This is a genomic window from Pseudarthrobacter sp. Y6 (genome assembly GCF_050156205.1).
Classification (GTDB): domain Bacteria; phylum Actinomycetota; class Actinomycetes; order Actinomycetales; family Micrococcaceae; genus Arthrobacter.
Window position 1 is genome coordinate 3,369,552 of sequence record NZ_CP189574.1, and the last position, 26,999, is coordinate 3,396,550.

Annotated in this window: 26 protein-coding genes; 8 read left to right on the forward strand and 18 right to left on the reverse strand. The window is 66.6% G+C overall.

Annotated elements, in window-relative coordinates; genetic code table 11:
* Positions 1 to 23: 23 nt before the first annotated feature.
* On the reverse strand, positions 24 to 1,292 hold the full coding sequence (cobA, locus tag ACQCSW_RS16145) for a uroporphyrinogen-III C-methyltransferase (protein ID WP_426987453.1): 1,269 nt from the start codon (positions 1,290 to 1,292) through the stop codon (positions 24 to 26).
* 199 nt (positions 1,293 to 1,491) lie between these two features.
* Entirely contained in the window at positions 1,492 to 2,109 is a 618-nt protein-coding gene (locus ACQCSW_RS16150) for a TetR/AcrR family transcriptional regulator (RefSeq protein WP_426987455.1), read from the reverse strand.
* A 75-nt stretch (positions 2,110 to 2,184) separates the two neighbouring features.
* On the opposite strand from ACQCSW_RS16150, the gene ACQCSW_RS16155 reads away from it, so the two are divergent.
* A complete protein-coding gene (locus ACQCSW_RS16155) occupies positions 2,185 to 2,679 on the forward strand; it encodes a cupin domain-containing protein (protein WP_426987457.1) in 495 nt (164 codons plus the stop codon).
* Here ACQCSW_RS16155 and ACQCSW_RS16160 read toward each other — a convergent pair.
* The 10 genes from ACQCSW_RS16160 to ACQCSW_RS16205 all read right to left on the reverse strand — a co-directional run bounded on the left by ACQCSW_RS16160 (position 2,676) and on the right by ACQCSW_RS16205 (position 13,306).
* Positions 2,676 to 3,125, reverse strand: a complete 450-nt coding sequence (locus tag ACQCSW_RS16160; RefSeq protein ID WP_426987459.1) for an SRPBCC family protein — start codon at positions 3,123 to 3,125, stop codon at positions 2,676 to 2,678. The two genes, ACQCSW_RS16155 and ACQCSW_RS16160, sit on opposite strands and share 4 nt — an antisense overlap.
* Before the next feature lie 147 nt (positions 3,126 to 3,272).
* Complete coding sequence (locus tag ACQCSW_RS16165) at positions 3,273 to 4,265, reverse strand: ABC transporter permease (protein WP_426987461.1); 993 nt, start codon at positions 4,263 to 4,265, stop codon at positions 3,273 to 3,275.
* Positions 4,255 to 4,980 carry an ABC transporter ATP-binding protein gene (locus ACQCSW_RS16170; RefSeq protein ID WP_426987463.1) on the reverse strand — a complete coding sequence of 242 codons (726 nt, stop codon included), beginning with the start codon at positions 4,978 to 4,980 and terminating at the stop codon, positions 4,255 to 4,257. The genes ACQCSW_RS16165 and ACQCSW_RS16170 overlap by 11 nt, the downstream gene beginning before the upstream one ends.
* A 38-nt stretch (positions 4,981 to 5,018) precedes the next feature.
* A complete protein-coding gene (locus tag ACQCSW_RS16175; RefSeq protein WP_426990716.1) occupies positions 5,019 to 6,155 on the reverse strand; it encodes an ABC transporter substrate-binding protein in 1,137 nt (378 codons plus the stop codon).
* Between the two features lie 112 nt (positions 6,156 to 6,267).
* Positions 6,268 to 7,434, reverse strand: a complete 1,167-nt coding sequence (locus ACQCSW_RS16180) for an RtcB family protein (protein ID WP_426987465.1) — start codon at positions 7,432 to 7,434, stop codon at positions 6,268 to 6,270.
* A gap of 161 nt (positions 7,435 to 7,595) precedes the next feature.
* Positions 7,596 to 9,035: a sulfate adenylyltransferase subunit 1 gene (locus ACQCSW_RS16185; RefSeq protein ID WP_426987467.1), complete on the reverse strand. Its 1,440-nt coding sequence runs from the start codon at positions 9,033 to 9,035 to the stop codon at positions 7,596 to 7,598.
* The gene (cysD, locus tag ACQCSW_RS16190) at positions 9,036 to 9,983 is read right to left on the reverse strand and encodes a sulfate adenylyltransferase subunit CysD (protein ID WP_426987469.1); all 948 of its coding nucleotides are present in this window, start codon (positions 9,981 to 9,983) and stop codon (positions 9,036 to 9,038) included.
* The gene (locus tag ACQCSW_RS16195; RefSeq protein WP_426987471.1) at positions 9,980 to 10,690 is read right to left on the reverse strand and encodes a phosphoadenylyl-sulfate reductase; all 711 of its coding nucleotides are present in this window, start codon (positions 10,688 to 10,690) and stop codon (positions 9,980 to 9,982) included. Before ACQCSW_RS16195 ends, cysD begins: the two co-directional genes overlap by 4 nt.
* The gene (locus ACQCSW_RS16200) at positions 10,687 to 12,432 is read right to left on the reverse strand and encodes a nitrite/sulfite reductase (protein WP_426987473.1); all 1,746 of its coding nucleotides are present in this window, start codon (positions 12,430 to 12,432) and stop codon (positions 10,687 to 10,689) included. Before ACQCSW_RS16200 ends, ACQCSW_RS16195 begins: the two co-directional genes overlap by 4 nt.
* Before the next feature lie 139 nt (positions 12,433 to 12,571).
* On the reverse strand, positions 12,572 to 13,306 hold the full coding sequence (locus ACQCSW_RS16205; protein WP_426987475.1) for a sirohydrochlorin chelatase: 735 nt from the start codon (positions 13,304 to 13,306) through the stop codon (positions 12,572 to 12,574).
* Between the two features lie 61 nt (positions 13,307 to 13,367).
* Here ACQCSW_RS16205 and ACQCSW_RS16210 point away from each other — a divergent pair, with 61 nt between their 5' ends.
* Together ACQCSW_RS16210 and ACQCSW_RS16215 are read left to right on the forward strand one after the other, a co-directional pair.
* Positions 13,368 to 14,144 carry a trimeric intracellular cation channel family protein gene (locus ACQCSW_RS16210; protein WP_426987477.1) on the forward strand — a complete coding sequence of 259 codons (777 nt, stop codon included), beginning with the start codon at positions 13,368 to 13,370 and terminating at the stop codon, positions 14,142 to 14,144.
* A gap of 13 nt (positions 14,145 to 14,157) precedes the next feature.
* Positions 14,158 to 14,586 (forward strand): hypothetical protein, encoded by a 429-nt coding sequence (locus ACQCSW_RS16215; RefSeq protein WP_426987479.1) that lies wholly within the window; start codon positions 14,158 to 14,160, stop codon positions 14,584 to 14,586.
* 163 nt (positions 14,587 to 14,749) lie between these two features.
* Here the strand turns inward: ACQCSW_RS16215 and ACQCSW_RS16220 are convergent, their stop codons facing one another.
* The 6 genes from ACQCSW_RS16220 to ACQCSW_RS16245 form a co-directional block, all read right to left on the reverse strand.
* The gene (locus ACQCSW_RS16220) at positions 14,750 to 15,571 is read right to left on the reverse strand and encodes an endonuclease domain-containing protein (RefSeq protein WP_426987481.1); all 822 of its coding nucleotides are present in this window, start codon (positions 15,569 to 15,571) and stop codon (positions 14,750 to 14,752) included.
* 412 nt (positions 15,572 to 15,983) lie between these two features.
* Entirely contained in the window at positions 15,984 to 17,084 is a 1,101-nt protein-coding gene (locus ACQCSW_RS16225) for a polyprenyl synthetase family protein (RefSeq protein ID WP_426987483.1), read from the reverse strand.
* Positions 17,081 to 18,400, reverse strand: coding sequence for a geranylgeranyl reductase family protein (locus tag ACQCSW_RS16230; RefSeq protein WP_426987485.1), 1,320 nt, complete (start codon positions 18,398 to 18,400; stop codon positions 17,081 to 17,083). Before ACQCSW_RS16230 ends, ACQCSW_RS16225 begins: the two co-directional genes overlap by 4 nt.
* A gap of 3 nt (positions 18,401 to 18,403) precedes the next feature.
* Complete coding sequence (locus tag ACQCSW_RS16235; RefSeq protein WP_426990717.1) at positions 18,404 to 19,180, reverse strand: demethylmenaquinone methyltransferase; 777 nt, start codon at positions 19,178 to 19,180, stop codon at positions 18,404 to 18,406.
* A gap of 12 nt (positions 19,181 to 19,192) precedes the next feature.
* Positions 19,193 to 20,209, reverse strand: a complete 1,017-nt coding sequence (locus ACQCSW_RS16240) for an L-idonate 5-dehydrogenase (protein ID WP_426987487.1) — start codon at positions 20,207 to 20,209, stop codon at positions 19,193 to 19,195.
* Positions 20,206 to 21,591, reverse strand: a complete 1,386-nt coding sequence (locus tag ACQCSW_RS16245; RefSeq protein ID WP_426987489.1) for an MFS transporter — start codon at positions 21,589 to 21,591, stop codon at positions 20,206 to 20,208. Before ACQCSW_RS16245 ends, ACQCSW_RS16240 begins: the two co-directional genes overlap by 4 nt.
* Before the next feature lie 200 nt (positions 21,592 to 21,791).
* Between ACQCSW_RS16245 and ACQCSW_RS16250 the strand changes: the two genes are divergently transcribed.
* The 5 genes from ACQCSW_RS16250 (at position 21,792) to ACQCSW_RS16270 (ending at position 26,978) form a co-directional block, all read left to right on the forward strand.
* The gene (locus ACQCSW_RS16250; protein WP_354252340.1) at positions 21,792 to 22,505 is read left to right on the forward strand and encodes a GntR family transcriptional regulator; all 714 of its coding nucleotides are present in this window, start codon (positions 21,792 to 21,794) and stop codon (positions 22,503 to 22,505) included.
* Between the two features lie 98 nt (positions 22,506 to 22,603).
* Positions 22,604 to 24,016 carry an isochorismate synthase gene (locus ACQCSW_RS16255; RefSeq protein ID WP_426987491.1) on the forward strand — a complete coding sequence of 471 codons (1,413 nt, stop codon included), beginning with the start codon at positions 22,604 to 22,606 and terminating at the stop codon, positions 24,014 to 24,016.
* Between the two features lie 246 nt (positions 24,017 to 24,262).
* Complete coding sequence (locus ACQCSW_RS16260; RefSeq protein ID WP_426987493.1) at positions 24,263 to 25,216, forward strand: ABC transporter substrate-binding protein; 954 nt, start codon at positions 24,263 to 24,265, stop codon at positions 25,214 to 25,216.
* A gap of 23 nt (positions 25,217 to 25,239) precedes the next feature.
* Complete coding sequence (locus ACQCSW_RS16265) at positions 25,240 to 26,205, forward strand: amino acid ABC transporter permease (RefSeq protein WP_426990718.1); 966 nt, start codon at positions 25,240 to 25,242, stop codon at positions 26,203 to 26,205.
* Positions 26,202 to 26,978, forward strand: a complete 777-nt coding sequence (locus ACQCSW_RS16270) for an amino acid ABC transporter ATP-binding protein (RefSeq protein ID WP_160673510.1) — start codon at positions 26,202 to 26,204, stop codon at positions 26,976 to 26,978. The genes ACQCSW_RS16265 and ACQCSW_RS16270 overlap by 4 nt, the downstream gene beginning before the upstream one ends.
* The last annotated feature ends 21 nt before the right edge of the window (positions 26,979 to 26,999 follow it).

A 26,999-nucleotide genomic window follows, 5' to 3' on the forward strand; every position in this document is an offset into this window, starting at 1 on the left:
CTTTGGTTCGTTCCGGCTGGGGGCTAGGTGGTGAGGGCTGTTGCGGTGGTGCGGGGGCTGTTCGGGGTGGTGGTGCTGTAGTCCGCTGTCTTGAAGTGCGACGGCGCGAACGGGCTGACGCGGACCACGTCGCCGATCACAATCACAGCAGGATTTGCGACGCCGGTGGCTTCCGCCTGGTCGGCGATGGAACCGAGCGTGCCGATCGTCACGCGCTGATTCGGCAGATAGCCGTTCTCAACGATGCCAACTGGAGTGTCCTGAGGCAAACCGGCGCCCGCCAGGGCAGCGGCGGAGTCGCGAAGTGCGGCCACGCCCATCAGCAGGACGATGGTGTGATCTGCCCGGGCAGGGACCTCGGACAACTCCTCATGGCCAGTCACAACACTGAAGCCCTTGGCCAGGCCGCGGTGCGTCACGGGGATGCCGGCGGCGGCCGGAACAGAGATCGCGGACGTGACGCCGGAGACCACTTCAACCTCGACGCCATGCTGCCGGCAGTACTCGGCTTCCTCGCCGCCGCGACCCAGGACGTACGGGTCGCCGCCCTTGAGCCGGACCACGCGGTGCCCGGCGAGCGCCTCGTCGACGAGGATGCGGTTGATCTCGGCCTGCGGCACGGGATGGTGGCCGGGAGTCTTGCCCACCTCAATGACGCGGACATCCGGGGCAAGTTCGTTGAGCAGTTCGCGCGGGCCGAGGCGGTCTGCCACCACGACGTCGGCCTGGCCGAGGAGCCGGCGGCCGCGGACGGTGATGAGGCCGGTGTCGCCGGGCCCGCCGCCAACAAGGGCCACAGAGCCCGCAGACGCACGACGGCGGCGCAGCGGGAGGTCGCCAGTTTCCAGTGCGGTGGCGACGGCGTCACGCAGGGCCATGGCGCGGCGCGGGTCTCCCCCGGCGTTCACGGCGATCTGCACGTCATCAACCACGGCGACGGCGGGCGTCCACGCGGCTGAGGCTTCGTGGTCGGAGGCGTTGACGCACCAGATGCGCTGCGCCTCGGCGTCGGCCGACACCTGGGTGTCCACGGCGGGATCGCCGGTGGCCGTCTGGACGAACCAGACGCCGTCGACGTCGGACGGAAGGTAAGTGCGCGGCTCCCAGGTGAGGAGGCCGGCGTCGGCCAGTTCGCGGAGCGCGGCGGAGGCAACGGGTGCGACGACGGTGACCTGCGCACCGGCGTCGAGCAAACCCTTGGCGCGGCGGGCAGCCACCGGGCCGCCGCCCACCACCAGCACGGGGCGGCCGAGCAGCCGCAAGGCTGTGGGGTAAATATCCTGAATTGCCATAGATCGACGATAGGGCCGCGCCGTTTCACCAACAACGGGACGGAAACACCAGTTCACGTAAGGTAACCCTGCGTCACATAGGCGCGGCCGCAATCCCGGGTCGCCGTCGTGGGGCACATTGGCCGGAATGAACGCCAAGGCCGGCTCGATCGCCGGCGCGTCCGTGTCAAAGTGCCCCAGATCGGCGGCTGGCGGGTCCTTAGTTCGCGCTGGGCGGAGCTCCTTGCTGCAAAGCCTGCTGGAGCAGGGCGCGTGCGGTCCACCGCTGGGAGGCAACAGCCTCGTCGCGGCTCAGGCCGCCGATGTCCGTCAGCCAGACCAGCGACTCAATGCCGGTGGCGCTGCGGATGGCCAGGACCAGCCGATGGATGTCCGGCTCCGCCATCTGCCCCTGGAGCGGCGACAGCGCCTCGGTAATCCACGCGATCGCCCGGCCCTGCCGCAGGGGCAGGCTTCGGCGTTCGTCGGTGGTCTGCTCCAGTGAGAGCCTCAACATGGTCCGCTGCTGCGCTTCAGTCTCGAGAATCATCGTGGTGAACTGGGTGATCACTGCGTCCAGCCGCTCCGCGACGTCTGCCGGCGGATTTTCGGGCAGCAACGATGTGGCGGCGGTTTCCGGGTGGGCGGCAGCCAGCAGTTCCCGCTGCCCCTGGAAGTACCGGTACGCGGTACTGCGGGCGACCCCCGCGACCAGCGCAGCATCGTCCACTGTAGGCGTGGCGCCATCCGCTACGAGTTGGCGCGCCGCAGCAACCAGCGCATCAAGGGTGCGGCGCTTCTGGCCGGTGCGGCCGACGTCTGCATAGGGTCTTGACATGCTCTTTATGATACCCCAGTCTTGTTATGGGACAACGGTCCCATAAGTCTTCCGACCACTATCGAGGCGACCACCATGAAGACGAAGAACTCAGCATCCGCAGTTGTCCTGCAGCCCGGCGAAGGGGCCAGGCGCTGGTTCTTCGGCGGCGGAGTGCAGACCTGGAAGGCCACGGAGGAAGACACGGCCGGGGCCTTCCTGCTCTTCGAAGATGAGATGGCCCTGAACAAGGTGACGCCGATGCACACCCATCCGGACTCCGACGAAACGCTGTACATCCTGGCCGGCGAGATCCTGATGAACATGGACGGCACGGAGCATCACGTCGCAGCGGGTGGCGTGACCATTGCGCCGAGGGGTGTCCCGCACGCGTTCAAGGTCCTCCAGGAGGGGACCCGCATGCTGTGCCTGCACACCCCCGGCGGCGCCCAGGCCTTCTACTTCGGCGCGAGTGAACCGCTCATTGACGGCGAAGGAACAGGTCTTGTGGACTTTGACCGCATCCGTGAATCAGGGCAGCTGAACGGCGGCATCGAGATCGTGGGGCCGCCGCCATTCCCTGAGGCTTAGTCCTCAAGGCCGGCCACGAACCGGCCGCGGTTGGTGATGAGCCGCTGCAGGTAGCGGCTCAGAACCAAGTCCTCCACCAGCCGGCCCAGGACCCCGAACGGCGCCGTGAACTCCACACGGTCCGTCATGATGCTGCCGGTGGACGTGGCCTCGAACTCGTGGACGTGGCGGAACGTTTTGAACGGGCCCCTGATCTGCTCGTCCGTGAAGCTGTCGGGGAAGTCCAGTGCGGTGATGCGGCTGGTCATCCTCAGTGGGACGCCGAAATGCCGGGCCTGCCAGGTCACCTCTTGCCCCTCGCCGATCAGGCCGGACGTGACCCCGCCTACGGCCCGTTCCCCGGCGTCCTTCTGGGAATCCAGGTGCGTCTCAATGCTGCGTGCGAGATCGAACAGGCGCTCCGGCGGGAGGGCGGACGCGGTGCGGCACACGAAGCTGACAGTCATGGCGCCAGTCTGCCAGACTCCCTGGTGGGCTACGTGCGTAGTTGGTTGCCTTTAGAACAGAACAGAACAGAACAGCAAAGCCCGACGGCGGGACTCGCCATCGGGCTCTGCTGACAGGTTTCTGCCGCTTGAGAGGTGCTGCCTGGGTTAGCGGGTGCTGCCGGCCAGCAGGCCGCGGCTGCGGAGGAGGCGCTTCTCGATGGGGGCGAACACCAGCAGCTCGATCAGGATGCCGACGGCCAGGATCAGCAGGATTGCGGACATCACGATGGTCATGTCGGCCAAGTCGCGGCCCTGGTTCAGCATGGAGCCGAGGCCGAAGCCGATGGTTCCGCCCACGGCGATGATTTCCGCGGCCATCAGCGACCGCCAGGAGAACGCCCAGCCTTGTTTGAGCCCGCTGAGGTAGCCGGGCAGCGCGGCAGGGAGGATGATCTGCATGGCCATCTGGAAACGGTTGGCGCCCAGCACCGTGCCGACGCGGCGGTACTGCGGCGGGATCTGGTCCACGCCGGATATCAGCCCGTTGATGATGGACGGGATCGCACCCATAAACACCACGAAGTAGACCGTGGCGTCCGTGAGGCCGAACCAGATGATGGCAGCGGGCACCCAGGCAACGGACGGCAGCACCTGAAGGCCGGAAATTAGCGGCCCGAAGGCACGGCGCAGCGGCGCAACCTGGGCCAGCAGCAGCCCCACCGGCGTGGCGATGGCAACGCTGATCAGGAACCCGACCAGCCCGCGCTGCAGCGAGGTCCACACCGCTTCCTGCAGTTTGGCCTCGCCCCAGAGGACGCCGATCTGGCCCAGGACGTCGAGCGGACCGGGAACCAGGTCGCGGCGCTTGAGGCCCAGGGATACGTAGAACTGCCAGATCAGGACAAGGACCACGAGGGCCGCGACGGGCAGGAGCACCCGGCTCCAGTCGATCCGGTGCTTGCGCGCCGCGTCGGACTGGAGAGAATCCAGCCCGGCCTCGAGCTCACGCAGGTCCTCATGCCCGGTGGAAGAGCGGGTCAGGGCGGCGTGGACTTTGCGGGTTTCCGGCTGTCCGGTGATTGAGCTTGGCGAAATCCCGGTCTCGACAGACTCGACCACCGGTTCGGTCTCGGCGAGGGGCGTGGGGTTATTTGGCATGGCGGCGAATCTCCTCCCGCAGCCGGGCGGTGATGACCCCGGTCAGCTGTCCGGCCAGGCCGGCGTCGGTTCGGTGTTCCTCGGAAACAGCCCACTCCTGGACCACGCGGCCGGGTCGGGACGACAACAGCAACACGCGCTGGCCCAGCCGCACGGCCTCGCGGACGTTGTGGGTGACAAAAACGATGGTGCGCCCTGTTTCCTTCCAGATGCGTTCCAGCTCGTCGTGCAGGAGGTCGCGGGTGATGGCGTCCAGGGCGGCAAACGGCTCATCCATGAGCAGCAGTTGCCGGTCCTGCGACAGGGCCCGGGCCAGTGCCACACGCTGGCGCATGCCGCCGGACAGCTCGTGCGGACGCTTGTCCCCGGCCTCGCCGAGGTGCACCAACTCGAGCAGCTCATCGGCCTTGATCCGGCGTTCAGCTTTCCTCACACCGCGCAGCTTCAGGGCCAGCTCGATGTTCTCCCGCGCCGTCAGCCAGGGGAAGAGGGCGGCGTCCTGGAACATAAAGGCTGCTCCGTCGCTGGGTACTTCAAGGGCGCCCGACGTCGGGACTTCGAGTCCCGCCATGATGTTCAGCAGGGTGGATTTGCCGCAGCCGGACGCACCGAGGAGGGCTACGAATTCGCCCGCGCCGATATTGGCGTTGACGTCGTCCAGCACCGGGGCGCCGTCGCCGAAGCGCTTGCCCAGGTTTTCCAGTACGACTGGCATGGTCCCGTCCTTAAGTAGTTGGTGGGGAGTTTGTGAGGTCAGTCCTGGCCCAGGCCGGCGGCGGAGACGCGGCCGGCAGACCCGATGACTTCGTTCAGGGCACGGAGGTCGAACAGTCCGGTGATGTCCGCCTGCTTGGTGGTGCCGGCTTTCACCCCGTCTTCGAGGAGCTTTGGGTAAGTTCCCGCGAGCGGATCCACCGTGAACACCACGTTCTGCAGGGCTCGATCAAGGACATCGGCGGGGAGCGCCGCGCCTGCCGATTCCTGCAGGGCGTCGTTGATGACGGCCGTCTTCTCCGCGGCGGGTGTGTCATTCAGCCAGGCCACAGACTCGGCGTGGCCGCGCAGCAGTGCTTTCACGGTGTCCGGATGCGCGGCTGCGAACTTCTTGTTCACGATCAGGATGGTGGTGGGGAACTCGCCGGCCTTGCCGGAGAGTGAGCCGTCCCAGAGGTCTTTTTCGTCGACCAGGACCTTGGCTCCTGCCTGGAGCACCAGACGGGACGCCCACGGCTCGGGCAACCACGCGCCGTCGAGCTTTCCATCCTGGAACAGCTTCAGCGTCTGCGCGTTGTCTGTGGGGTTGATGGCCACGTCGCCGCTGCCGTCCACGTTTGTTTTGTAGCCCTCCGCGGCGAGCCAGGCGCGGAGGGCCACATCCTGCGTGCCGCCAAGCTGAGGCGACGCGAGAGTCTTGCCCTTCAGCTCGGCCGCGGAAGTGATCCCGGGACGCACCACCAGCTGGGCGCCACCCGCGGCGGCTCCGGCGATGACGCTCACGGATTCCCCCTCGCTCTTGACAAACGAGTTGATGGCCGGGTTCGGGCCGATGTATGCCGCGTCGATGGCGCCGGCGTTCAGCGCCTCGATCGCGGCAGGTCCCGCGTTGAAAGTTTCGGTGCTGAGCTTGGTGTCGCCCAGGTTCCGGGCGAGGATCCCCTGCTTCACGCCCACCAGGGCGGGGGCGTGGGTCAGGTTTCCGAAGTAGCCCAGCTTCAGTTCGGCGGCCGGAGTGGGCGCCGGGATGGCTGCCTCTGCCGCCGTATTACGGGAAATGGACGACGCCACTACGGCACCGGCGGCGATGAGGAAGACGAGCCCGATGGCCAGGGCTGCCTCGATGGCACGCTTGCGCTTGGGTACTGCGCTTTCGCCTGCCACGATGCGGGTCATCCCGGGCTTGGAACTAGTCATTGTTTCACCATAGGGAGTGACATAAACCCATTCAATGAAGCAGAAACGGGGGGTCACGCGGGTTCATGCAGCGTCACATTCCGGGCCCGATTCAGTCCCCCTTGACGTTGATCAGCTGCCGCAGTTTGTGGCGCACCGTGACCAGGTCCGCGGCGTCCCGCATCACAACATCGATGGGCTTGTACGCCGCCGGAATCTCGTCGATGAACGCCTCAGTGACGCGGAACTCAATGCCCTGCATGGCCGTCTTCAGCTCGGCCAATGAAAAGGTCTTCCGGGCAGCCGTCCGGGAGTACTCGCGGCCGGCCCCGTGCGGGGAGGAGTTCAGGGAAACGGGGTTGCCGAGCCCCTCCACCACGTACGACGCCGTCCCCATGGACCCGGGAATAAGTCCCGGATCGCCGTGCTCGGCTCTGATCGCGCCCTTGCGGGATACCCACACGGACTTGCCGTAATGCGTCTCCTGCTGCGTGAAGTTGTGGTGGCAGTTGATCCGCTCGCGCTCCCTGACATGGCCGCCCACCCAGTGCCCGAACTGCGTGATGGCGCGGTCCATCATTTCCTCGCGGTTCAGGAGGGCGAAATGTTGCGCCCAGCGGAGTTCCTTGATGTACCGGGTGAACTCGCTGGTACCCTCCTCCAGGTAGGCGAGGTCCGGGTCGGGCAGCCTGGTCCCGCGTTTCCGGGTCACCTGCTGGGCGACGCCGATGTGGTGCTGCGCGATCTTGTTGCCGACGCCCCGCGAGCCGGAGTGGAGGAACAGCCAGACGGCGTCGGTCTCGTCGGCAGAGACCTCGATGAAGTGGTTGCCCGATCCCAGCGAGCCCAGCTGAAGCTCCCACTTGGCCAGATACTGGGCCGGGTTGAACCCGGCCTGCGCGGCCAGCTTCCTGAGCTCCTCAAGGCGCGGTTCGGCAGTGGCCACGATCCGCCGGTTGTTGTGGCCGGCAGACAACGGAATGGCGCGTTCAATGTCCTCGCGCAGCCGTTTGCGGTCCCGGGGCAGGTCCTTGACCGCGTACTGGGTCCGCACGGCGATCATGCCGCAGCCGATATCGACGCCGACGGCAGCAGGGATGATCGCGCGCAGGGTGGGAATCACCGAGCCGACGGTGGCGCCCTTGCCCAGGTGTGCGTCCGGCATCAGAGCCAGATGCGGGTAGATGAACGGCAGCGTGGAAGTGGCCAGCGCCTGCTCGCGGGTCTTGTCATCCAGGATCGAGGCCCAGCTGATGAGTTTGCTGTTGATGGTTTCCATGCCGCGGCCTCCCACTCACGATCATGGTCTGGTGCCTGCCGGCCCGCAATAACCGGCCCGCAAGAACGGCCTGCAAGGACCAGAAACGACGAAACCGCGGCTTGTCCGCGTATCCGGCCCGTGAAGGTCCGGATACGCGGACAAGCCGCGGTTCCTGAGGCTCAGATGGAGTAACGCTCGTCCTCATGGTCGCCCGGGTGGTCCTTGACCAGGCCCGCGGCCAGCGTGTTGCCGTCCAGCGGGTCGATCACCAGGAACGCGCCCGTGCGGCGGTGGTGCAGGTAGTTCTCCAGCGGCAGCGGCGCGGCGAGCCGGAGCTGCGCGTGGCCGATGTCGTTCAGCTCCAGGCTGGACGCACCTTCGAGCTTGAACGTGGCGAGGTCCAGCTTGCCGCTGACGCTGCGGACCAGCGCCTGGACGGTACGGGTGCCGTGCTTCACCAGCACCTTGGCACCTTCACGCAGCGGCTTGGGCGAGAGCCAGCACAGCGCGGCGTAGAGGTCGGCAGTGGACTCCGGGAAGGTTCCGGCGGCGGCAATGGTGTCACCGCGGGCGACGTCGAATTCCTCCGCCAGGCGGATCGCCACGGACTGCGGGGCGAACGCTTCCTGCAGTGACTCACCGGCGAAATCGATGCCGGTCACCGTGGTGGTGCGGGCAGCCTGGCCGGGGGTCAGCACTGACACCGAATCCCCCACCTTCACGGAACCTTCGGTGATCTGGCCGGCGTATGCGCGGTAGTCACGGAAGGCTTCAACGTCCAGGCCACCAGCGACGGCGTCGGGAGCCAGCGCACCTTGCGGCCGGATGACCAGCTGCACGGGGAAACGGAAGCTCTCCAGCTGCGTGTCGATCTCGTCCGCGGCGGGCAGGGTCTCGAGGACCTCCAGCAGGGCCGGGCCGTCGTACCAGGGGGTGCGCTCGGAACGGTCCACCACGTTGTCGCCGTCGAGGGCGGACACGGGGATCACCAGCAGGTCATCGATGTGGTCCGCGGTGCCCAGCTCGGCCGAGCCGATGCCCAGTTCGCGGGCCACCTGCTGCACGTCGGCCTGGATCTCACGGAACACGGACTCGCTGAAGTCCACCAGGTCGATCTTGTTGACGGCCACGATCACGTGCGCCACGCGCAGCAGCTGCAGCACGGACAGGTGCCGGCGCGTCTGCTCCAGGACACCCTTACGGGCGTCAATGAGTACGACGACGGCATCCGCCGTGGACGCGCCGGTCACCGTGTTTTTGGTGTACTGAACGTGCCCGGGGCAGTCGGCCAGGATGAAGCTGCGCTGGTCCGTGGCGAAGTAGCGGTAGGCCACGTCGATGGTGATGCCCTGCTCCCGCTCGGCGCGCAGGCCGTCCGTCAGGAGGGCCAGGTCGATTGCCTGGGTGCCGGTGGCACCCGCGCCGCCGAAACCGCGGTCCGCGGAGGTGCGGGCAACGGCGTCGAGCGTGTCAGCAAGAATCGCCTTGGAGTCGTGCAGGAGGCGGCCCACCAAAGTGGACTTCCCGTCGTCGACCGATCCGGCGGTGGCGAACCGGAAAAGGGTGGTGGGCAGGGCTGTCTCCAGCTCGGCGGCCAGGAGTGAGGTTTCGGTGCTCATTTAGAAGTACCCATCCTTCTTGCGGTCTTCCATGGCTGCCTCGGAGATGCGGTCATCTGCACGGGTGGCGCCACGTTCGGTGATGGTGGAGGCGGCAACTTCGATCACAACGTCGCCCACGGTGGCTGCGTCCGATTCAACGGCACCGGTGCAGGACATGTCGCCCACGGTGCGGTAGCGGACGGTTTTGACGATGACTTCCTCGTGCGGCAACGGCTGGGAAACCTCGCCCACCGCACGCCACATGCCGTCGCGGGCAAACACTTCGCGGTCATGGGCGTAGTACAGCCCCGGCAGCTCGATGTTCTCGCGTTCGATGTAGCGCCAGATGTCCAGCTCGGTCCAGTTGCTGATGGGGAACGCGCGGACATGCTGGCCCACGGTGTGGCGGCCGTTGTAGAGGTTCCACAGTTCGGGGCGCTGGTTGCGCGGGTCCCACTGGCCGAACTCGTCCCGGAGGCTCAGGATGCGCTCCTTGGCGCGGGCCTTGTCCTCGTCACGGCGGCCGCCGCCGAAGACGGCGTCGAACTTGTTCTGCTGGATGGCGTCCAGCAGCGGGACGGTCTGCAGCGGGTTGCGGGTGCCGTCGGCACGCTCGGCCAATTCGCCGCGGTCGATGAACTCCTGGACACTTCCGACGACGAGCTTCAGTCCCAGCCGCTCCACCGTCCGGTCGCGGAAGTCGATGACCTCGGGAAAGTTATGGCCGGTATCCACGTGCAGGACGGGGAACGGGACCTTACCCGGCCAGAATGCCTTGGTGGCCAGGTGCAGCATCACCACGGAGTCCTTGCCGCCGGAGAACAGCAGCGCAGGCTTCTCGAACTCGGCCACGACTTCGCGGATGATGTGGATCGCTTCGGACTCGAGGGCGTCCAGGCTGGAAAGGCGCGTTGAAACGGCAGCGTCAGTCACCTGGGTGGTCTCCTCGGTTAGGAAAGTGCTCATACGTGTAGTCCGCATTCTGTCTTGTCGGTGCCTGCCCAGCGGCCGGCGCGGGGGTCATCGCCGGGCGCCACCTTGCGGGTACAGGGCTGGCAGCCAATGGAGGGATAACCCTGGGAAAGCAGCGGGTTGACGGGCAGGAGGTTGTCGTCGGAGTACTGGACCAGCTGGTCGAACGTCCACGCGGCCACCGGGTTGACCTTGACCAGGCCGTTGACGTCGTCCCAGGTCACCAGCGGGGTGTTCGTCCGGGTGGGGGCTTCGTCGCGGCGGACGCCGGTGAACCAAAGTTCGTAGCCGGCCAAGGTGCGGCGAAGCGGGGCCACCTTGCGGAGGGCGCAGCACTGGGCGGCGTCGCGGGCAAAGAGGTCCTTGCCCAGGAGCCGGTCCTGCTGTTCCACGGTGTTCTCGGGAAGGACATCCACCACGTTGACACGGAGGTTCGCGGCCACCTCGTCACGCGTGGCGTAGGTTTCCGGGAAATGGTAGCCGGTCTCCAGGAACAGGACGTCGACGCCGGGCAGCTGGTCCGCGACCAGCGCCGGCAGGACGGCGTCGGCCATGGAGCACGCGACGGCCACCGCGGACAGGTCGAAGTTGCGCTCCACCCAGGCGATGACGTCGCGGGCGGGCGCATCCCAGCCGAGCTCGGCGGCGCCGGACTCGGCGATGACCTTCAGTTCGTCGTGGGTTCGGAGGGCTGTTGTCACTGGAGGGCCTCCTCGTCTGCTGCGTGGGCCCACTCGGCGAAGGTCTGGCCTTCGGCGCGCTTAGCCACGAACGTGCGCACGACGCGTTCCACGTAGTCCGGCAGGTCCTCGACGTACACCTTCAGGCCGCGGACGGTGCGTCCCAAACCTGCCTCTTCGCGGCTGTTGGAAGCCAGCCCGCCGCCAAGGTGGACCTGGAAACCCGGGGAGGGGTCGCCGTCGGGCGTTGGCAGCATCATGCCCTTCAGGCCGATGTCCGCGGTCTGGATGCGGGCGCAGGAGTTGGGGCAGCCGTTGATGTGCAGGGACAGCGCGTGCGGCAGTTCGCCGGACTCCGCGAGGTCCGCCAGGCGGCGTTCCAGGTCCGCGACGGCGGTGGCGGCCGTGACCTTGGTTTCCACGATCGCCAACTTGCAGTATTCAATGCCGGTGCAGGCGATCGTGCCGCGGCGGAACACGGACGGGCGTGCGGAGAGGCCCAGTGCGTCCAGTTCGGCAACCAGCGGTTCCACGTGGTCCTTGGCAACGTCCAGGACCACCAGCTTCTGGTGCGGGGTGGTGCGCAGGCGGTAGGAGCCGCGGGCCTCGAGGGTGTCCGCGAGCGTCACCAGCTGCGCACCGGACAGGCGGCCGGCCAGCGGGGTGGCGCCGATGAAGAACTTGCCGTCCTTCTGCTCGTGCACGCCGATGTGGTCGCCCGGAGTGGTGGGCTTGGGCGCGGCGGGACCGTCGGCCAGCTTGTAGCCGAGGTACTCGTCCTCGAGGATCTGGCGGAATTTCGCCGGTCCCCAGTCAGCCATCAGGAACTTCAGGCGGGCCTTGGTGCGCATGCGGCGGTAGCCGTAGTCGCGGAAGATGCTGGTGACGCCGAGCCAGACTTCGGCGGCTTCCTCGGGCTTCACGAAGGCACCGAGCCGCTTGCCGAGCATCGGGTTGGTGGACAGCGCGCCGCCGGCCCAGAGGTCGTAGCCGACGCCGAGTTCGGGATGGCGGACGCCCACCAGGGCGAAGTCGTTGATCTCATGGACCACGTCCTGGCTGGGGTGGCCGGTGATGGCGGTCTTGTACTTACGCGGCAGGTTGGACAGCAGCGGGTTGCCGATGAAGCGCTCGCCCAGTTCCGCGATGAGCGGCGTGGGGTCGATGATCTCGTCCTTGGCGATGCCGGCCACCGGGGAGCCCAGGATGACGCGGGGAACGTCGCCGCAGGCCTCGGTGGTGGACAGGCCAACACCCTCCAGCCGGTTCCAGATCTCGGGGATATCCTCCACCCGGATCCAGTGCAGCTGGATATTCTGGCGGTCCGTGAGGTCGGCGGAATCCCGGCCGAAATCAACGGAAATCTGGCCGATGACGCGCAGCTGCTCGGTGGTCAGCGCACCGCCGTCGATCCTGACCCGGAGCATGAAGTACTTGTCTTCCAGCTCGTGTGGCTCGAGCGTGGCGGTCTTGCCGCCGTCGATGCCGGGCTTGCGCTGGGTGTACAGGCCCCACCACCGGAAGCGGCCGTGGAGGTCCTGGCTGGGGATGGCGTCGAAGCCGTCCTTGGAGTAGATGGTCTCGATACGCTCGCGCACGTTGAGGCCATCGTCTTCCTGTTTCCAGGTTTCGTTGGCGTTCAGCGGGGTCTTGCCGTCGACTTTCCACTGCCCGTGCGGCTTTGCAGCGGGGCGGGAGGCGCGCGCGGGGCGCTTGGCGGCGGCGGGGTCCACGGACGCTCCGGCTAGAGCTGTATCAGTCATGCATCGACTGTAGGTGCCTGCCGGAGCGCGTCACAAAGGTCCGGAAACGGGAGGTCACCTAGGGAAACAATTCGTCACGAACCGCCGGAGAACCTTGAAGATGCCTGCCTGCTGTGCTTGGTTGCCGAGCCCCGGGCGGCTATTGACCGTGGGCGACGGCGGCGTCGAACCGTTCCAGCGCGATCTCGGCGAGCACCGGCGACGGCAGCAGTGGTTCCGTCACGAGGTCGGCACCCGCCTTGGCCAGCTGGTCGTGGAAGTACCCCGGCGCGAGGAGGTACGAGGCAATCACCACGCGGCCGCCGTCGTCCACGGCCCCCGCGGACTCCCCCGCCCCGGCACCTCCTGCCAGTTCCAGTCGGAGCATGGCGACGGCGTCGGGCACTGACGGCTGGGCGGAGGCACCGTAGGCGGGCAGAATCCGGTTGCGCCGCAGCGCCCTGAGCTGGTCGGCGAGCTCTTCCACGCTGACGGCGGCGTTGGGATTGGAGGAACCGGCAGCGGCGAGGACAATCGCGTCGCGGTCCGTGACGCCGGCTTCCCGGAGCCGCTGGTCCAGCAGGGCCGCGAGCCGTGAGTCCGGGCCGAGGGGGGCCGCGGCCAGGCTGCCCGGACGGCTTTTCACAGCGCGGGCGATGTCCACCTTGACGTGGTATCCCACGCTCAGCAGCAGAGGCACAATGACGGCTTTATCCTCTTCGGGCAGCGACGCCACCACGTCCACGAGATCCGGCTGCTGGACGTCCACGTACGCTTCCCGCACGTCCAAGCCAGGGCGCAGGGCGGCGATGTCTGCGCGCAGTGCGTTGACCTCTGCGGCGCCCTGGGTGCTGGACGTCCCGTGGGCACAGGCGATCATGATCGGGTTGTTCATAGGGGCTAGCGTAACGTTGGAGCCGCCCTTTCCGCCCACCTTGAAACCGCCGGGACGCCTCATGACATTGCCGTTCGACTCCTTGCCGTTCGACATCGACCTGGTGTGGCTGGACCTGGCCGGGGTCTTCTTCTTCGCCGTCTCCGGATCGTTGTTGGCAGCACGGAAACAGTTCGACCTGGTGGGCTCGCTGCTGCTGGCATCCCTGGTCTCCCTCGGCGGCGGCGTCATCCGCGACATCATCCTCAACACCACGCCGGCTGCGTTCTCGAACCCCGCCTACCTGGTTCCCCCGGTGCTGGCCACCGTCCTGGTGTATTTCCTGTACTCCAGTGTGCAGCGGTACACCTCGCTGCTGGTGCTGTTCGACGCCGGCGGGCTGGCCCTCTTCTGCATCACCGGAACGCTGAAGGCCCTGGCCTTGGGGATGAATCCGGTGGCCGCCGTGCTCCTCGGCGTGACCACAGCCGTGGGCGGCGGCCTGCTGCGGGACATCACCGCCAACGAGGTGCCCCAGCTTTTCAACCCCCGGGACCTCTACGCGCTGCCGGCCTTGAGCGGGGCGGTTCTGACCGCTTTGCTCTGGGTGACAGGGGCCTTCAACGCGTTGACGGCGTGCGCGGTGGCTGCCGTGGTGTTCGCTTTCCGCGTGGTTGCCTGGCGCCGGTCCTGGTATGTTCCGCTGGCCGTGCACGGCTGGCACCGGCGGGGCTCCGGCGGCGGCTCCGGCCGCGGCTCCGGCGGCGGGGACGGGACAGAGGGCTTTGGTGGCCCGGGCGGCTTTGGGGGCGGTGGGGCTGATGGGGCTGGCAGCGGCTCGGGAGCACGCCGCAGTTAGCTAGGATATGAGCATGACTGACATGTTCCTCGAGAAGTTCCGCGCGCTTGTTCCAACGTATCTCGAGGACGAATGGCAGGAAGAGGATGGCCTGCCCGCGGACGAAATGGACGCGGCCCTTGCCGAACACCAGTTCCAGGTTCCCCTGGTCCTCCGCGAGTTTTACCTTGCGGTGGGGGGCTGCGAGGACATCATGGAGGCCTACCACTACTTCTGGGATCCTGAAGAGCTGGAAGTCGATGACGAAGGCTTCCTGATGTTCCTTGAGGACGAGGAAGAACAGTTCACCTGGGGCTTCCGCGTAGGCGATCTGGGCATCCCGGACCCCATCGTCTACCGCCGCAACAACGCCCGCGGCCAGTGGAAGAGCGAAGAAGGCACCTTCTCCGAATTCGTCTTCGACATGTTCGAGTGGGCCTTCAACGACGAGGAAGAAAACTAGGGTCCTCCCCTGCCCGGCCCACCTTTCGGCACCTGGCCGCCGCCTGGCCTGCCCAGCCGCCTGCGGTCCGCCGCTGGAATTCCCCAGGTTTGGCTGGTCCGCCCGGCGAGTCTCCCCGATCTGCCGGAGTGTCGGCCCGTTCTCGAAGCGAAGCCGGGGAATCTCAGCGCTTTACCCGGCCACGTAGTACCTGCCACACCTCGTCCACGACCTTCTGCGGGTGGTAGACCACCTCCGCGTAGCCGTACCTGAGCACGGCGTAGCCATCCAGCGTGCTTGCGTTGTTCCGCAGCCTGTCCTTCTTGACCTGCTTCGGCTCCAGATGAGTGCCGCCGTCGAGCTCCACAATGAGGAAGCCCTCCAGAAGGAAGTCCACGATTCCGATCCCGGGCAGGTCCACCTGGGTCTGGACGAAGATGCCCTCACTGCGGAAAAGGAGCCGGGCCACCACCTCGATCGGCGAACCGGCCGTGCCATCCACCAGGTCCAGGACCCCTCGGGCGGCTCCGTTTCGGTTGCCCGGCAGGTGTCCGCGCAGATAATCCAGGGTGGTCCTGCCTTGCAGCAGCGCGCTCTCCACCATGATGGCAGCCTCCACCTCTGGTAAACACCGCAGGCCATGAAGCAGCACATCAGTCAGGCCGGCCACGGGCCAGGGCACATCCTGGGGCACCACAGTCTCACGATGAACCACAACATCCCTGGCGGCCCCGTGCCGACAGAGCAGGTGAAGGGCCGCCGGTTGGTGCAGTCGCCACAGCCGGTGATGTGTGCTGGCCGAGCCGCAACTGAGCAGACCATTGGCCAGAACCGCACTCACGAGATCGGGAGCGGCTCCCGGCATTGCCACCACTCCGTGCCGGAGCCGCCGCATCTGGCCTGCGCCAACGGCCACGCGGATGTTTCGATCCGAGAATCCGGCCTGACGCAATGTCGCTGTCCTGGAGACGGAACCTGCGTATTTGAGGTAAGAAGTGACGTCCATGCTCCCAGCAGAGCCGACCATGGCTCTCGCCGGCAGTGTCGAAATTACCTATGTGCACAACCTGGTCGCTGGGTCTCCCCTGGTTCGGGCGCCCGTCCCGGCGTGGCGGCAGGACTCGCCGGGCTGACAGCGGCATCTCGAGGCAAACGTGGGGAAATCCAGCGAGCGGCATGAACTCCTGTGACACGCGCAGTAACAGCAGCCTTGCATCCTATGACAATCCTGTCATAGACTGTTCGTGGATCCGCTAAACGCCTCCGGCGGGTCTGATGCGAACGGAGATATAGCCCCGGTTCGACGCAACGTGTGACTCGTAGCGTTGCTGAGAACCGGGGCTATTGCATTTAATGCCAAAAAGCAGGGCCCCGGCCAGGTTCACCCCGCCGAGGCCCCGCTCGCAGCGAAACAGGAATCAGCTGGCGCGGTCCACCACAGCCAAGGCGAAGTTGGACAGCGAGGACTTCACAACACCTTCGGGAAGCGGCGCCAGTGCGGCAATGGCTTCGTCGGCCCAGCGGCGGGCAATCACCCAAGACTCGGCGGTGACGGGGTGCTCGCGCAGCCCGGCCACGGCGGCAGCCAAGGCAGAGTCGGAGGTCAGGTCCCCATCAATGAGCTTCAATAGTTCGACGGCGGACTGGTCACCGGCTGCAGCATCGCGCCGCAGGAACAGGACCGGAAGCGTGGGCACACCTTCGCGGAGGTCCGTGCCCGGTGACTTGCCGGACTTCACCTTGACGCCGGTGACATCAATGACGTCGTCGGCGAGCTGGAAGGCCACGCCCACCTTCTCGCCGTACTCGACCAGGAGGTCCTCGTAGGCCTCGTCGGCACCGGCGAAGATGGCACCGAGTTGGCCGGAGGCGGCCACCAGGGAACCGGTCTTGTCCGCGATGACGGACAGGTAGTGCTCCACCGGGTCCTCGTCCGGGCGCGGGCCTACCGTTTCGTGCAGCTGGCCCAGGCACAGGCGCTCGAACGTCCGGGCCTGGATGCCCAAGGCGCGGGAACCCAGTTCGGACACCAGGATGGAGGCGCGGGCAAAGATGAGGTCGCCGGTGAGGACGGCCACGGAGTTTCCCCAAACCTCGTGAGCCGTGGGTGCGCCGCGGCGGAACGGGGCCGAGTCCATCACGTCGTCGTGGTACAGCGTTGCCAGGTGGGTCAGTTCCACCACCACGGCCGCCTGCACCACGGCGGGAAGCGAGGCGTCGCCGAGGTGGGCGCACAGCAGCGTCAGCAGCGGCCGGATGCGCTTGCCGCCGGCTTCCACCAGGTGACGCGACGTTGCATCAGCCAGCGGATCGGAGTTGGCAATGGCCTCGCGGAGTTTCTTCTCCACGCGGGCCAGGTTGTTGGTGATGGCGGGGCCCAGCTCGGCATCGTCCGCGATTGCCGCAAAGCCAGCGGGCAGCTGCAGTCCCGTGGCAATGGCGGTGGTATTGAGGCTGGGTTCGGAGTCCGGCAGGCCGTGCCCGGCGTGCGTCCAGCTGTGGTCTGCGGAGTTAGTCACTGGTTAACCCTAACTTTTTGTTGCGGATACCGCTGGTTCGATGCCGGTGGGGTGTTGGATGTGGCCGGAACCAGCGATTCCAGGACGCGGATGGCCCGGTCCTCGAAGCCTTTCGCGGCCGGGTCGGTCAGGTTTGCGAGGAGCCGCACCACAAAGCGCATCAGCACGGGAATGGGCATCCCGGTCCGCAGCGCTAGCTTCATGACGGCGGGTTTTCCGATCAGCGCGGCAAATGCCCGGCCCAGCGTGAAGTGCGATCCCCACTGGCCCCGCACATAGTCCGCGTACCCCGCCAGGTGTGCGTCGGCGTCGTACGCTCCGGACGAAGCGGACGCGTCAATGATGAACTCCGCCGCGAACCGAGCCGACTCCATCGCGTAGGAAATGCCCTCGCCGTTGAACGGGGAGACCATGCCGCCGGCGTCGCCCAGGAGCAGCAGGCCGGGCGAGTAGTGCGGGGTGCGGTTGAAGCCCATGGGCAGCGCGGCACCGCGGATTTCGCCCACTTGGTTTTCGGGGGTGAAGCCCCACTCGGCGGGCATGGCGGCGGTCCATTCGCGCAGGACCTGCTTGTAGTCGAGCTTGCCGAATTCCTTGGACGAGTTCAGGATGCCCAGGCCCACGTTGGAGGTGCCGTCGCCCACGCCGAACACCCAGCCGTAGCCGGGGAGCAGTTTTCCGTCGCGGCCGGGAAGCTCCAGCCAGCCTTCCATCCAGTCGTCGTTGTGCCGGGGCGACGTGAAGTAGGTGCGGACGGCGACGCCGAGAGGGCGGTCGTCACGCTTCTGGATACCCAGCGACACGGCGGTTCGGGTGGAGTTGCCGTCTGCGGCGAGTACGACGTCGGCGCTGAAGTCGCGTGACTCCCCCGTCTTGCGTCCGGACTCGTCCAGGAGCGCTGCGCGGACACCTGTCACGCGGCCATCTTCAGACCGCAGGGCTTCAGTGACGCTGTGCCGCTCGAGGATTTCGGCGCCGGCGGACTGGGCGTGGCGGGCCAGTTCCTCGTCGAAGCCGAGGCGCGTGCGGATCAGGCCGTATTGCGGGAAGTCGGAGACCTCGGGCCAGGGCAGTTCGATGGTGCGGCCGCCGGCGATCAGGCGGAGGCCCTTGTTCCGGCGCCAGCCGTCCGCTTCAGGGTGCGGCAGTCCGAGCTTCTGGATTTCGCGGACTGCCCGCGGGGTGAGGCCGTCACCGCAGACCTTCTCGCGCGGGAAGCTGGTTTTCTCCAGGACGGTCACGCTGATGCCGGCCTTGGCAAGGTAATACGCGGCGGTGGAGCCGGCTGGCCCCGCGCCGACAATCAGGACATTCACTGGTCAGCGCTGGATGTTTCGTCGAAGTTTGGCCACGGGGCCCTTGTGCGCGGCGATGGCCTCCGCTGCGCCTTCCGGTTTGGATTCCAGCGGCTTGGTGGCACGGTGCACGGCCACGATCCCGCCGGTCAGGTTGCGGTACGTGACCTTTTCCCAGCCCGATTCCTGCAGCCAGGCGGCCAGGTGGTCCTGGTCCGGCCAGGCGCGGATGGACTCGGCGAGGTAGACGTAGGCGTCCGGATTGGAGGCCACCTTCACGGCGATGGCCGGCAGGGCACGCATGAGGTATTCCGTATACATGGTGCGCCACAGCGGAACCACGGGCTGGGAGAACTCGGCGATGACCAGCTTGCCGCCGGGCTTGGTGACGCGGAGCATCTCGGCCAGCGCCTTCTTGGGCTCGTTGACATTGCGCAGCCCGAACGAAATGGTGCTGGCGTCAAAGCTGTTGTCCGCGAAAGGCAGGTTGGTGGCGTCGCCGGCAACGAAGTTGATATCCGGGCGGCGGCGCTTGCCAACTTTGAGCATGCCGAGGGAGAAATCGCAGGCGATGACGTCTATGCCTGCATCGGCATATGGCTCGCTGGAGGTGCCGGTTCCCGCGGCCAGGTCCAGCACCCGCTGGCCCAGTTTCATGTCCATGGCGTCCACCACGATCCTGCGCCAGCGGCGGGTTTGCCCCATAGAGAGGACATCGTTGACGACGTCGTACTTAGGTGCGACGTCGTCAAACATCGTGGCTACTTCGTCCGGACGCTTTTCCAAGGATGCTCGGTTCACCATGCAATTGTCTCAGACAAACTTGAGAAGGACTTTCGACGAGCCCGTCGCCCGGTCCGAAGCCACGGCAAACGCCTCGGCCACGTCACCGGCGTCGAACGTGTGCGTCAGCAGCGGCTCAACGTCCAGCCCGTCCGCCAGGTACGCGAGGGCGTCGTCCAGTTCGTCCGCGAAGCGGAAGGTCCCGCGGTAATCGATCTCCCGGAAGACCAGCGCGGCGAGCTCGGCGGTCACTGGCCCGGCCGGCAGGTTGCCCACCTGGACCACGACGCCGCCGCGGCGCACGGCCGCGAGCACACCGCCCAGGGCGCGGGCAGCGCCGGAGGCCTCGAACGCAACATCCACCTCGGGAAGCTGCGCGCCGGAACCCACCAGCACGACGTCGTCGGCTCCCATCCGTTTGGCGATCGCCAGCGAAGTCTCCGACAGGTCACTGGCGACAACGCTGGCTGCGCCGGCGCGCCGGGCGGCGGCCACCAACAGCGCGCCGATGGGCCCGGCACCGTTGACCAGGACGTCCTTGCCGGCGAGGCTGCCAGCCCGGGCAACGGCGTGGATGGCCACCGCCAGCGGCTCGGCGACGGCGGCCTGGCGGGTGGTGACGCCGTCGGGCAGGCGGCGGAGCTGGCCCGCCGGGACCGCTTTGCGGGAGGCGAAGGCGCCGTCCGTGTGGGGCCGGTGCGCGGCACTGCCGTAGTAGGTGACCTGCGGGCAGAGGTTGGTGCGTCCGGCGAGGCAGTCGGCGCATTCGCCGCAGGACACGGCGGGGTGGACGGTCACGGCGTCGCCCACCGCGAAGCCCGTCACGCCCTCGCCGAGCTGGGAGATCCTGCCGGCGACCTCGTGGCCCAGGACCATGGGATCGGCCAGGAGGCTCAACCCGGAGGCGCCGTGGGTGACGTAATGCAGGTCCGAGCCGCAGATGCCGCCGTATTCGACGTCGACGATCACCGAGCCGGCCGGGCAGTCCGGATCCGGACGGTCCTCGAGGCGCAGGTCTCCGGCGGAATGGACAACGACGGCTTTCATACTGCGTCCTCCACGAGGGTCAGGTCGCGTCCCTTGGTTTCGGGGGCGAAGAAGGTGGCCACAAACGCGACGGCGGAGTAGAGGACCATCATTCCGGCGACCGGCCACCAGGAGTTGGTGAAGAGGGCCAGCAGGCCTGCGGCGATGATGGGGGCCAGGCCGCCGGAGAGTACGCCGCCGATTTCCTTGGCCATGGCCAGCTGGGTGTAGCGGTTGCGGGAGCCGAAGAGTTCGTTGACGTAGGCGGACTGGACCGAGAACATGCCCAGCACGGAGACGGACAGGCCAATGATCAGGGCCAGCGAAACCAGGAACGGATCGCGGGACTGCATCATGAGGAGGGCCGGGATGGCGAAGCACATCTGGAAGCCGGACAGGGCGCGGTACATGGTGCGGCGGCCCACCTCGTCCGAGAGCCAGCCGGACAGCGGAACCGTGGCGAAGCCGAGGAACGAGCCGATCAGCAGCGCGAAGGTGCCCACGCTCTTGTCCATGCTCAGGCCGGTGACGATGTAGCCGATGAGGAAAGTCTGGATCATGGCCGAGTTGCCGGATTCGCCGATTCGCAGCGCCATCGCCAGGAAGAAGGCCTTGCCCTTGCGCTTGGCTTTGGTGGTCGGCGCGGAGGCCTGTGCGGACTGCCCGACGGCGGTGCCGGACTTCGCGGCGACGGCGGCGGCAGCAGCGGCGTCGGCGATTTCCTGCTCACGGGTGGCCTCGAAAACGGGGCTTTCCTTCAGGTTGCGGCGCATCCAGAGGGCGTACAGCGTGATGCCGATGCTGGCGATGAACGGCAGGCGCCAGCCCCAGCTCATGAGGGCTTCTTCGGGCAGGAGGGTCAGCAGGACCCACAGGCCGGAGGCCAGCAGCGTGCCGGAGTTGGTGCCGAGGCAGACGAAGGAGGCGATCAGGCCGCGCTTCTTCGGCGGGGCGTATTCGGCCAGCATGACCGAAGCGCCGGAGAGTTCAGCGCCGGCACCGAAGCCCTGGGCGAGGCGCAGCAACACCAGGATGATCGGCGCAGCGATGCCGATCTGGGCGTAGCCGGGCAGGAAGCCGATGAGCATGGTGGACACGCCCATCATCACGATGGTGATGACCAGGACCTTCTTGCGGCCCACGCGGTCACCCATGCGTCCGAAGAACCAGGCGCCGACCGGACGGGCCAGGAAGCCCACGCCGTAGGTGATGAACGCGACCAGCAGGCCCACTACGGGGTCGAAGTTGGGGAAGAAGATTTTGGGGAAGATGATGGCGGCTGCCAGCGAGTAAAGCTGGAAGTCCATGTATTCCATGGCCGTGCCGAGCCAGCCGGACACTGCTGTTCTGATCAGGTCTTTGGATGAGCGCTGGGTGGCCCCGATCTGGATTGTTGCCGTCATGAACCCCTCTGTTCTACGGGTCTGGCCGGATGCACAGCTTCAATGATGCGGCATGGCCAGACGTCTTTTCTTGTCCCCGCGTTGGAACAACGACTGCCATTCAAGCACTGCCATACCAGTCTGTCAACAGGTGACGCAGCTCTTACCCCGCGCCCCGGGCTGACGGTGCCCGGACTGGGCGGCACAGCTACTGTGGAAGCATGGCCGTCCCCGATACCACCCCGCGCATCTCCGCCCGGATGATGGCGTATGCGCAGATCCGTGAGCGCATCATCTCCGGCGAGAACGCTCCCGGGACGCTCCTCTCCGAGAACGAGCTCGCGCACCACCTGGGCACCAGCCGCCAGCCCATCCGGGAAGCCCTGATGCTCATCGCGCAGGAAGGCCTGGTGGAAATCCGCCCGCAGAGCGGCACCTACGTGACCTACCTGGACCCGGACATCGTGGCCCAGGCCCAGTTCATCCGCGAAGCCATCGAAGTCGCATCGCTGGCTGACTGCGCCCGCAACATCACCTCTGAAGCCGCCGCCGCACTCTACGAACTCCTGGACCGGCAGGATGCCTGCACCACCCGCGAGGAGTTCTACCCGCTGGACGAGGACTTCCACCGGACCCTGCTGGCGATCGCCGGCCATGAAACAGCCTGGGCCACCGTTTCCAACGCCAAGGGCCACCTGGACCGCGCCCGATACCTGGGGCTCAGCGGCTACCGCGGCATCACGGAGTACGCGGCCGATCACCGCCACGTACTGGACGCGATCCTCGCCGGCGATCTTTCGGCTGCGGAAGACGGCCTGCGCAGCCACCTGCGCTTCATCCTGGACGACGTCACGAGCATGCGCGCGGCACGGCCGGACCTGTTCTCCGCCCCTTCCGGGCCGGAGCGACGCACCGGCCGGCCGGCCCGGGTCTGAGTCCGGGGACTTCGCGGGCACGTCCTTTCCGCTCCCCCACTGCGACCGGCACGGCCCAACGCGGCCGCACGCATACGCGGGAGTAATGTTGTCTCATCATGACGAGCACGTTCCGCACCCTCACAGTCCCCCTGGATGGCAACGCATCCGCCGGCGGACTTCCGCAGTTTCTGGTCCGGGACGACGTCCTCTGCTGGACCCGCCGCGAAGCCGGCCTCGTGGGGTTCGGCGAGATCGCCCGCTTCACGGCCACCGGCCCTGAGCGCTTCCTCGAGGCCGACATCTGGTGGCGCCACCTGGTCCTCGAAGCGGACATCACCGACTCACTGGAGCTGCCCGGCACCGGCCCGATAGCCTTCGGCTCCTTCGCGTTTTCCAAGAAATCCACCCACGTATCGCGGCTGATCGTGCCGGAGATCGTCGTGGGCGTCCGGGACGGCCAGTACTGGCTCACCCAGTTAACGTTCGACGACGGCGAACTCACCGAAGCGGGCGCACTCGCCGCCCTGGCGGGCTGGCTCAGCGGTGGCAGCGTTGCCGGTGAGGCCGGCACCATTGGTGAGGCCGACCTCATTGGTGAGTCCGGCAGCGCCGGGGACGGCACGTCCGGCGCCCTCACCTCGAAGGAGGACGGCGCCGTCGTGCGTCCTTTGCCTTCCGCCGACGGGGCCACCCTGCACACCGGCTCGCTCAGCGAGGAAGACTGGATGGCCGCCGTGGCCGCGGGTGTGGCGGAGATCCGGACCGGCGCGCTGGAGAAACTGGTGTTGGCACGGGACATTGTGGCCACGGTGCCGTCGGGCGTGAACGCCGCGCAGGTGCTGCGCGAGCTCGCCGTGCGGTACCGCGAATGCTGGACGTATGGCGTGGACGGGCTGGTGGGCGCCACCCCGGAGATGCTGATCCAGGTGGAGGGCCGCACTGCCCAGGCGCGCGTGCTGGCCGGGACGCTGGACCGCCGCGATGCGCACGGCGAGGCCGGGATTCCCATGGACTATGCCGAGCGGGTACTGGCCGGGTCCGAGAAGCAGCGGCATGAGCACGAGATCGCGATCCAGTCGCTGACGTCGCAGCTGGCACCGTTTTCCGAGGCCATGAATGCGCACGACGAGCCTTTCATTTTGGAGTTGCCGAACGTGTGGCACCTCGCGTCGGACGTGAAGGCGGAGTTGGCCGAGGTGGAGGGCCATGTGCCCACGTGCCTCGCCCTGATCAACGCACTGCATCCAACGGCCGCCGTCTGCGGCACGCCCACGCTGGTGGCCGGCGCCCTGATCCGAAAGCTTGAACACCTGGACCGCGGCCCGTACGCGGGACCCGTCGGCTGGCTGGATGCGGCGGGGAATGGCGAGTGGGGCATCGCGCTGCGCGGAGCCGTGATTGAGGATCCTCATACCGTGCGGTTATATGCCGGTTGCGGCATAGTTGACGGATCCCAGCCGGAGGCCGAGCTGGCCGAGACCTGGGCGAAGTTCCGGCCGATGCTGGAGTCGCTGGGGATTTCCAACTAAGGCCGCCATCCCCCCACCCAACTAACTGGCACTTAACGTCGTGAAACCGCGCTTTCACGACAACAAATGCGAGCTACATTGGCGGGGCGTCTGAAATCCCAGATACTCACCCACGAAATACCCTTGCGTTTCGGGGCACAAAGTTATCCAATAGTGAAACAAAGTTACCTGTGACGCACATCTCGTTTCCGGCTGTACACTATTAGCCGCTCAGAAAAAATCCCTCCAGCAACAAAAGGTAAGAATATGCTGATCTCCCGCAAGCCTCCGGGCACCTCCAAGCTCAAGGCCATGACTGTCCTCGCCATCGGCGCCCTCGCGCTCTCCGCCTGCACCAACGCGTCGCAGAATGCCACGCCCGGCGGTGCGTCGACGGAGTCCGGCAGTGCCAAAGCCAGCTTCGACCCGTCAACCATCACCAAGGATGATTCGCTGGCCGCGATGGTTCCGGCGGCAATCAAGTCCAAGGGAACCCTGACCGTGGGTTCTGACACCTCTTACGCCCCGGCGGAATTCCTCGGCGCGGACGGCCAGACGGCAGTGGGTTACGACGTCGACATCGCCAAGGCGATCGGCGCCACCCTTGGCCTGAAGGTCCAGGTGCAGACCGCCGAATTCACCGGCATTCTCCCCGCCCTCGGCCCGAAGTACGACCTGGGCATCTCCTCCTTCACGATCAACCCTGAGCGGCTTGCGGCCGTAAACTTCGTCAGCTACTTCAACGCCGGCACTGCATGGGCCGTCCAGAAGGGCAACCCCAAGAAGTTCTCCATGGATGACGTCTGCGGCAAGTCGATCGGCGTCCAGACCGGCACCGTCCAGGAAGATCCGGACCTGTCCGCCCGCAACAAGAAGTGCACCGACGCCGGCAAGAAGGCCATCGACATCATCACGCTGAAGAACCAGACAGATGTCACCACCCGGCTGGTCAACGGCAGCATCGACGCCATGGCGGCGGACTCCCCCATCATCGGCTACGCCCTGTCCCAGACGAACGGCCAGCTGGAACGGCTTGGCGACGTCTACGACGCCGCGCCGCAGGGCATCGCCGTGGCGAAGTCGGACACCGCTTTGGCAGACGTGATCCAGAAGACGGTCACCAAGCTCATCGCGGACGGCTCCTACAAGAAGATCCTGGACGGCTGGGGTAACGCCGACGGCGCCATCACCAAGTCGGAAATCAACCAGGCCGTCTCTTGAGCATTCCCACAACTGACAAAGCAATGGAACACCACCAGCACGAAGCACCGGTACTGAATAAAGCAGTACCCGTGCGGCACCCCGGCCGCTGGATCAGCGCCATCATCATCCTCGGGGTCCTGGTCCTGTTCCTGCAGAGCCTGGTGACCAACCCCAACTTCCGCTGGGACATCGTGGGCACCTACATCCTGGACACCAAAGTGGTCCAGGGCGTTGGCTGGACACTGCTGCTGACCGTGGCGTCAATGGTCCTGGCCATTGTGCTGGCGATCCTGCTGGCGTTCATGCGCCAGTCGGACAACCCGGTGTTCCGCTGGTCCAGCTGGGCGTGGGTCTGGTTCTTCCGGGGCACGCCCGTGTACACCCAGCTGATCTTCTGGGGCCTGGTGTCCGTCCTGTACCCGAAGATCAGCGCGGGAGTCCCCTTTGGGCCCGAGCTGTTCAGCCTGGACACCAGCACCGTGGTCACGGCACTCGCTGCCGCGATCCTGGGCCTGGGCCTGAACGAGTCGGCCTATCTGGCCGAGATCTTCCGGGCAGGCCTGAAGTCCGTTGACCGGGGCCAGATGGAGGCCGCCGAGGCCCTGGGCATGGGGAAGACCAAGATCATGTGGCGGATCATCCTGCCGCAGGCCATGCGCGTCATTGTTCCACCCACCGGCAACGAGACCATCGGCATGCTGAAGACCACATCCCTGGTCCTGGCTGTGCCGTTCACGCTGGACCTGACGTTCGCCACCAATACACTGGCAAACCGGACCTATCTGCCTGTACCGCTGCTGATCGTGGCGGCCATCTGGTACCTGGTGATCACCAGCCTGCTGATGGTGGGCCAGCACTTTATCGAGGACTACTACGGGAGGGGTGTGGACAACCTGGCTCCCGCAGCCGTGAACCCGGCAGCTGCCAAGGCCGCCGCAGCCGTGGCTCCGAGCGCCAGCGCCGAGCCCGCACTGCGGATGGACTTCCCCGAGGAGGAGGAAAAATGACCATCACCGCCGAGAAACCGCTGGTGAAGATCGACGGCCTGCACAAGTACTACGGCCACCACCATGTGCTGCGCGGCATCGACCTGACCGTCAACCAGGGTGAGGTGTCCGTGGTGATCGGGCCGTCCGGTTCGGGCAAATCCACCATGCTGCGCTGCGTGAACCTGCTGGAGACCATCAGTGCCGGGCGCATTTCCGTGGGTGGCAACCTGATCGGCTACCGCGAGGTCAACGGCCGGCTCCACGACCTGAAAACCAAGGAAATCGCGGCCCAGCGCCGCGAGATCGGCATGGTGTTCCAGCGGTTCAACCTGTTTCCGCACAAGACGGCCCTGTACAACATCATGGAAGCGCCCATGCAGGTCAAGGGCCAGTCCCGGGCTGCCGCACGGAAGAGGGCAATGGAACTGCTGGACCGGGTGGGCCTTGCGGACCGCGCCGACCACTATCCGTCGCAGCTTTCCGGCGGCCAGCAGCAGCGCGTGGCCATTGCCCGTGCGCTGGCCATGGACCCGGAACTTATGCTCTTCGACGAGCCCACGTCGGCGTTGGATCCCGAGCTCGTGGGCGACGTCCTGAACGTGATGAAGGACCTCGCCAAGTCCGGCATGACCATGATTGTGGTGACCCATGAGATCGGCTTCGCCCGCGAAGTGGGCGACCGCCTGACCTTCATGGACGGCGGCGTTGTGGTCGAATCGGGCGATCCCCGGGAAGTTCTGGCCAACCCGCAGCACGCCCGCACCAAGGAGTTCCTGAGCCGGGTCCTCTGATCCAACCAACCTCTGACTCAA